This window comes from Fodinicola feengrottensis (genome assembly GCF_039530045.1).
Taxonomy (GTDB): domain Bacteria; phylum Actinomycetota; class Actinomycetes; order Mycobacteriales; family HKI-0501; genus Fodinicola; species Fodinicola feengrottensis.
The window spans coordinates 17,696-25,043 of record NZ_BAAANY010000044.1 but is presented as its reverse complement, the minus strand read 5'-3'; the positions used below and the strand labels follow the sequence as shown (position 1 = coordinate 25,043).

Sequence of the window (7,348 nt, the reverse complement as noted above, 5' to 3'; positions counted from 1 at the left end):
TCAAGGCCCCGCAAAGACCGCGGGGCCTACAAAGGCGGACGCTCCTGCCGGAGGGGCGACAACATCGGCCTGGCGGCCGATGGCGCCGGACGGGGCTGGGTTCCGTCGAAGTGGACCAACTTGATGGAAATGGTGACGGTCCCGCACGGGGTGGGGTCGGCGGGGCTGGGTCACGTACAAAAGCTGACCAACCTCATGGCAAAGGTGACAGTCCCGCACGGGGTGGGTCAGCGGGGCTGGGTCACGTAAAGTTGACCGACCTGATGTAAAGGTGACTGTCCCGCACGGGGTGAGCTGCACTTGGGTGGGCACAACCCCGTGCGGACAGCGAGGGGTTAGCCGCGGCGGCCGAAGGAGCGGAGGGTGCGTTCCCATTCGGAGCCGAACGGGTTTTCCTTGATGACGTACGTCCAGGTGGTGGTTGCGCGGGTGAGGCCTACCACGTCGAGGTCGGGTTGTCCGTCGTCGGTCATCGGGACCTCGTTGAAGGTCTTCTCGACCTGCTCGTCGACATCGGCGAGCATCCGCTCGAACTCGGGGATGGCTTCCCGGTGGAACTCGTCGAGCGGGTCCAGCCGACCGAGCGACCGCAGGTGGACGCCTTCGCGGATGTCGGACAGCGCGGCGAGGTGGTCGGCCCAGGCACGGTCGAGGTGATAGAGCTCGATCTGCCGAGCAGCCTCGGCGGCCTTCTCCAGCCCGAACTTCTCGACCAGCTCGTCGTAACGCTCGCCGCAGCGGTCCTCGAGGCGTTCGATCGTGCCCGTACCACGCAGCACCTCGTCGCGGCGGCCATGGACAACCTGGCGCTGCTGCTCAATGAGGTAGTTGTAGCGCCAGGTGTTGCGGTGGATCTGCAGGTGCACACCTTCGCTGACCCGCTGGGCGTGCTCGATCGCACGCTGCAGGGCGGGGTCGCGCAGCTGCCCGTCCTCGTCCGGCAACTGCGGCGGCGGCAGGGCTTCCTGGCCGTGCCGTTGGACGAGGGCGTCGTTGACACTGACGAAGAAGACCGACTCGCCCGGGTCGCCCTGCCGACCGGCGCGGCCACGGAGCTGGTTGTCGACCCGGCGGCTCTCGTGCCGACCGACGCCGATGATGTAGAGACCGCCAAGCTCGACGACCCGTTCACTGTCTTTGCTGTCACTGCCACCGAGCCGAATGTCGACACCACGACCGGCGATCTGGGTGGAGACGGTGATGGCGCCGTACGTGCCGGCCTCGGCGATGATCCGAGCTTCTTCGGCGTCGTTCTTGGCATTCAGGACCGAACATTCCAGTCCGGCCTCGATCAACGCCTCGCCGAGCCGCTCCGACTCGGCCACGTCCAGGGTGCCGATCAACACTGGTCGGCCGGCCTCGTGCGCGGTGGAGACCTCTTCGATCACCGCCGCCTCTTTTTCGGCGAGACTCGCGTAGACCTTGTCCGGCTCGTCGATGCGTACGTTCTCGGCGTTGGGCGGGATGACCGCGACTTCGAGCTTGTAGAACTCGCGGAGCTCCTCAGCGGCTGGCACTGCCGTACCCGTCATGCCACAGACCGTCGTGTAGAGCTTGAGCAGCGCCTGCATGGTGATGTTGGACAGGACTTCGCCGGCGTCGGTGGAGGCAAGCGCCTCCTTGGCCTCGACGGCCGCCTGCAAGCCGTCCGGCCAGCGCTGCAGCTCGGCGATCCGGCCGCGGTGCTCGTTGACCAGATGCACCTTGCCGTCGCGGACGATATAGTCCACGTCCCGGCGCAGCAACGCCTCGGCATGCAGGGCCAGGTTGATCGCGGTCAGCCTGCTCAGGTTGTCCGCGTCGTACAGGTTGTAGCCCTTGGGCTTCTCAACCTCGGCGACGATCTCGTCTTGGGTCTCCGATGAGGACTCTTCCGAATCCTCATCAGACTCGTCGGAGTCGTCGGAGTCGTCGGAATCCTCAGCGGTCGCGCTCTCGGCGACCTCAGCCGCCTCCGCTTCCGCCTTCTCGGCCTCGTCAGCCTCGGCCTTTTCCGCCGCGATCCGGTCGGCCTCGGCCTGGACCTCGGCGCCGAGCACCTCCTCGACCAACGCGCCACCGGCCTCGGTCAGCTGCACGTTCCGGCCGTCGTCCTCGATCCGGTAGTGCACCCCCGGGGTCATTCCCCGCACGAGTTCGGCGGTCGACGCGAGCGTGTCATCGGTGTGCGCGACCGAACCACCCAGCACCAGCGGCACCCGGGCCTCGTCGACCAGCAGCGAGTCGGCCTCATCCACGATGGCCGTGTCAAACGGTTGCCGGACGATGTCGTCAACGCTGGTGACGAGGTGGTCCCGCAGATAGTCGAAGCCGGACTCGGTGGCGGTCACATAAGTGACATCGCACTGGTACGCGGCACGTCGCTCATCCGGGCTGGAACTCGCGGAAACCGACCCAACGGTCATCCCCAGCAGCTGGTAGATAGGGCCCATCCAGTCCGCGTCCCGGCGGGCCAGGTAGTCGTTGACGGTGAGGACGTGCACGCGCTTGCCCTGCATGTGGAAGCCGGCGGCGGCGATCACGGCGGTCAGGGTCTTGCCCTCACCGGTGGCCATCTCGGCCACGTTCCCGTCCATCATCGCCAGCGCGCCGATCAGCTGGACGTCGTACGGCCGCTCGCCGATGCCTCGCTCGGCGGCTTCCCTGGCGAGCGCGCACACGTCCGCCCGCACGTCCAGACCATCGTCGACATAGCCCTTGAGGTCGGCGAACGCGGACGCCAGCTTGGCGTCGGAGAGCTCCTTGAGCTCCTCGTCACGCTCTTCGATCTCGGACAGCAGGGCGCGGTACGGCGCCAGATTCACGGTGCCAGGGCGCTGCAGCACCCGGCGTACCCGCTCGGAGATTCCACGGAACGACACGGCCATGGCGCTTACGCTACGCGAGCCCAGATCGGTCATGTGAGGAAACCGGACCCATAGGGTCAACTCGGTGGCCAAGTCGCTGGATCCAGCAGCCCGAGAGCGTACGAACGAGCGATCAGCGCGAGCCGGTTGGGCACTCCAAGCCGCTGGGTGAGCCTGGTCAGGTGGTAGTTGACGCCGTCCGCGGTAAGGCCCAGCTCGGCCGCCGCTTCGGAGGAGGTGGCACCGCCGGCGACCAGTCGTAGGACCGCTCGTTCGCGGTCCGAAAGCCGGGGCAGGTCCTCGGCGGGCCGCGGGTGTGGTTGCAGCGTGAAGAACAGCGCGATGCCCTCTTCGTCGTCGACCACCTGGACGGTCGCGTCCCCGGCGCCGCCGGGCCAGGTCACCGGCATGGTCCGCCGGGTGCGTCGGCGGGTACGCAGGTCCTCCAGCACCCGCTCGTAGTCGATCCGCACGCCCGGCCGCATCAGATCGGTGAGCAGTCGGCCGCGAACCCGTGCCGGCGTCAACCCGAACACGCTCGCGAACGCCGGATTGGCGATGGTGATCGTGCCGTCCGGCCGGCTGATCGCGGTGGGCAGCGGAGTGCGGTGCAGCAGCGCGAGAAAGCGGTTCTGCCACATGGCGACCCGTCGCTCCAGCTCACGTTCACTCACGCTCGAAGACTACAAGATCTTGTAGTGGTTGTCGCGCTCGTCACGGTCGCCCGGTGAGAGCCTTGTGGCAGCGGGCGAAACCGACATTGCGCAACTAAGGAGCATCGATGAAGGGCATCGACACCACGGGCATTCCGCACCCCGGCGGGCGGATTCCGGTCGTCGGCGATGCACTGGGGGCGACCGACACGCCGATCCAGGACAACATGCGGCTAGCGCGTGAGCTGGGGCCGATCTTCACCAAGCAGTTCTTCGGCACCGACGTGGTGCTGGTGTCCGGCGCGGACCTGGTCGCCGAGCTGTCCGACGAAACCAGGTTCGCCAAGCACGTGGCGCCCGCGCTGGACCGCATCCGCGGCATCGCCGGCGACGGGCTTTTCACCGCGTACAACGAAGAACCTAACTGGCGTAAGGCACACGACATCCTGCTGCCGGCCTTTTCACTGCAGTCGATGCGGTCCTACCACCCGACCATGCTGGAGGTCGCGAACCGGTTGGTCGCCTCGTGGGACGAGCACGCGGGCGTACGCCCAGTGGCCGTCGCGGACGACATGACGCGGCTGACGTTGGACACCATCGGGCTGGCCGGATTCGGCTTCGATTTCCACTCTTTTGAGCAGCCCGAACCACATCCGTTCGTGCGGGCGCTGGTGCGTACGCTCGCGCACGCCCAGGCCAAAGGCCGTGAGCTGCCGTGGATCGGGCCGATCCTGAACCACGGCGCCGACGAGAAGTTCGCTGCGGACGCGAAATTCATGGCCGGCATCGTCGATGACGTGATCGCGGCCCGCAAAGGCGACCCGTCGACCGGCGATCTGCTCGGCCTGATGTTGAACGCACCTCAGGCGGCCTCCGGCGAAGTGCTCAGCGACCTGAACATCCGCAACCAGGTAATCACTTTCCTCATCGCCGGCCACGAAACCACGTCCGGTGCGCTGTCTTTCGCCCTGTATTACCTGGCGAAGAATCCGGCCGTGCTGGCCAAGGCGCAGGCTGAGGTCGACGGGATTTGGGGCGATCAGGCGAATCCGCAGCCGACGTACGAAGAGGTCGGCAAGCTGCGGTATGTCCGGCAGGTCCTGAACGAGGCGTTGCGGCTCTGGCCGACCGCCGCCGCCTTCGCCCGAGAGGCGACCGAGGACACCACACTGGGCGGCCGTTTCCCCGTACGGAAAGGACAGTGGCTGGTCGTCCTCGCCCCATCGCTGCACCGCGACCCGGTCTGGGGCGACAACGTCGAGGCCTTCGACCCGGACCGTTTCACGCCCGAGCGCGAAAAGGGCCGCCCAGTGCACGCTTTCAAGCCTTTTGGTACGGGTGAGCGCGCCTGCATCGGCCGACAGTTCGCCCTGCATGAGGCGACTTTGCTGCTCGGCATGCTGATTCACCGCTACCGGCTGCTGGACACCGCCAACTACCAGTTGAAGATCAAGGAAACGCTCACCCTCAAGCCGACCGGCTTCGAGCTGGCGCTGGCCCGCCGGACCGAGCGGACCGCACCCGCGCCGGTGGTTTCCGAGAAACACGCGGAAAGCACCGCTGGACGGGCCAAGCAGGGCACCACGCTGACGGTGCTGCACGGCTCGAATCTGGGCACCTGCCGGGCGTACGCTCGACAGCTCGCCGACGAGGGCACCGACCGCGGCTTCACCGCAATCGCGGCGCCTTTGGACTCGTACGCCGGGAAACTGCCGGCGGACGGGCCAGTGGTGATGGTGGCAGCCTCGTACAACGGAAAACCGACCGACGACGCGGTGAGGTTCGTCGAATGGCTGTCCGGCGACGCGGACCTCAGCGGGATCTCGTACGCGGTGCTGGGAGTGGGCGACCGCAACTGGGCCGCCACCTACCAGCACATCCCGACCCTGATCGACGACCGGGCCACGGCGCTGGGCGGCACTCGGCTGGTCGAGCGTTGCGAAGCCGACGCCTCCGGCGATCTGGCCGGCGACATCGAGACCTGGACGGACCAGCTGTGGACCGAATTGTTGGCCCGCTACGGCGATCCGGACGCGATGGAGCCAGCTGCGGCGGCCTCCGACCGGCTTTATGACGTACGGGTCATCACCGGCGAGGTCACCGCGGCCCTGGACGCCCGGTATGAGGTTTTTCCGATGACAGTGGTGGAAAACACCGAGCTGGTGGAGATCGAGAACCCGATCGGCCGGTCCAAGCGGCACCTGCGGATCGCGCTGCCGGACGGCGTCACCTACCGCACCGGCGACCATCTGACCATCGTGCCGGACAACACGGCGGACCTGGTCGAGCGGGTAGCCGCCCGGTTCGGCCTGGATCTGGACCTGGTGGTTTCGGTCAGCCCGCGACAGAAAACCCGGCGGGCGCTGCCGATCGACCGGCCGTTGACCATTCGGCAACTGCTGACGCATTTCGTGGAACTGCAGAATCCGGCCACCCGGGCACAGGTCGCGCTGCTGGCCGACACCAACCCCTGCCCACCAGAACGGGACGCTTTACGGGCTCTGGCGGAAAATCGGACGAAGTTCGACGACTACGTCACCTCCTGCGGACGCAGCGTGCTCGATTTGTTGGAGGAAAACCCGGCCTGCCAGCTGGCACCGGAAGTCTTCCTGGAGATGCTGTCGCCGATCCAGGCCCGGCATTACTCGATTTCCTCCGCCGCGCTGGCCACGCCGAACGAGGTCGAACTGATCGTCGGCCTGCTGTCCGCCCCGGCGCGGCACGGCGCCGGCACTTTCACCGGCATTTCGTCGTACTATCTCGCGCATTTGCGGGCGGGCGACCACATTCGGGCCCGGGTCGACCCAGCTCGGGAAGCGTTCCGGGCGCCGGTGGATCCAGCCGTGCCGGTGATCATGGTGAGCGCCGGCACCGGCCTCGCGCCCTTCCGCGGATTCATTGGCGATCGGGTGCGGCAGGCTCGGGCCGGTGCGACTCTGGGCCCAGCGCTGTGCTTTTTCGGTGTACGCCACCCGGAGGTGGATTACCTGCACCGGGCCGAGTTGGCGGCCGCACAGGCGGCCGGCGCGGTGTCGATGCGGCCGGCTTTCTCCCGCGCTCCGGCCGCCGGCGTCAAATACGTACAAGATCGGATTAGCGCCGACGCGAACGACGTGTGGGCAGCCCTCGCTGACGGTGGCCGCGTTTACGTGTGCGGTGACAGAAAAGGAATGGCTCCAGCCGTACGCGCCGCATTCCAGCGCATTCACCAGATTCATGCCGGTGGCGATGATCAGGAATGGTTGGACGAGTTGATCGCGCAGGATCGTTATGTGGAAGACGTGTGGGCCGGCTGAGGGTATATTCGGGTCAGCGATCTTTTCGGAATAACCCGAAAAGTCAGCGGATAGGGCCTCTGGACCCCTTCCGGCTGGCCAACCGGCAGGGTGATTCGGACTGGTCAGCCGAGAAACGCGGCGTACCTTGTAGAGCATTATTCTCGGTATGAAGTCGACCGTCGTTTTCTCGCCGCCCGAATTGCCGGCCGTACGCCCGGAAGAACTGCCGGACGACTCCCCTTCCGATTCCTCGCCGGTTTTTCTCGACGAGTCCGGCCGCCGGGTCCGCCGGCTGCGGTATGTCGGCCGGGCCGTCGGTCTCGCCTGCGCCGGCTACACCGCATTGCTCGGATTCAGCCTGCTCGGCGGCCCGATCAAGCCCGAGGCACTGTTGCCCATTCCGGGCTTGAACAAGATCGTCCCGGCGCCGGCCGTGACACCGCCGGACGGCACCACGATCGTCGGCGTGGGGCCGGCCAAGCCGGGCGTGGTCCGGCCGCCGAACGGGTCCGACCTTGGCCCCGCCGGGCTGGGCGGGCTGCCCTCGAATCCGGCGATCCCGGCGGCCGCG

General features: G+C 67.1%; 4 protein-coding genes and 1 pseudogene. 3 read left to right on the top strand and 2 right to left on the bottom strand.

Annotated features, from left to right (window positions below):
• Window positions 1–249, top strand: a 249-nt coding sequence (locus tag ABD301_RS40040; protein ID WP_344315245.1) for a hypothetical protein, incomplete at its 5' end; no start/stop codon positions are given.
• Between the two features lie 86 nt (window positions 250–335).
• On the opposite strand, the gene secA2 is transcribed toward ABD301_RS40040, so the two are convergent.
• The gene (gene secA2, locus ABD301_RS40035) at window positions 336–2,867 is read right to left on the bottom strand and encodes an accessory Sec system translocase SecA2 (RefSeq protein WP_344315244.1); all 2,532 of its coding nucleotides are present in this window, start codon (window positions 2,865–2,867) and stop codon (window positions 336–338) included.
• A gap of 56 nt (window positions 2,868–2,923) precedes the next feature.
• Complete coding sequence (locus ABD301_RS40030; RefSeq protein ID WP_344315242.1) at window positions 2,924–3,520, bottom strand: LuxR C-terminal-related transcriptional regulator; 597 nt, start codon at window positions 3,518–3,520, stop codon at window positions 2,924–2,926.
• 107 nt (window positions 3,521–3,627) lie between these two features.
• Between ABD301_RS40030 and ABD301_RS40025 the strand changes: the two genes are divergently transcribed.
• Both ABD301_RS40025 and ABD301_RS40020 read left to right on the top strand, forming a co-directional pair.
• A complete protein-coding gene (locus ABD301_RS40025; protein ID WP_344315240.1) occupies window positions 3,628–6,795 on the top strand; it encodes a bifunctional cytochrome P450/NADPH--P450 reductase in 3,168 nt (1,055 codons plus the stop codon).
• A 148-nt stretch (window positions 6,796–6,943) separates the two neighbouring features.
• Window positions 6,944–7,348 (top strand): annotated as a pseudogene (locus ABD301_RS40020) (hypothetical protein); the annotation flags it as partial.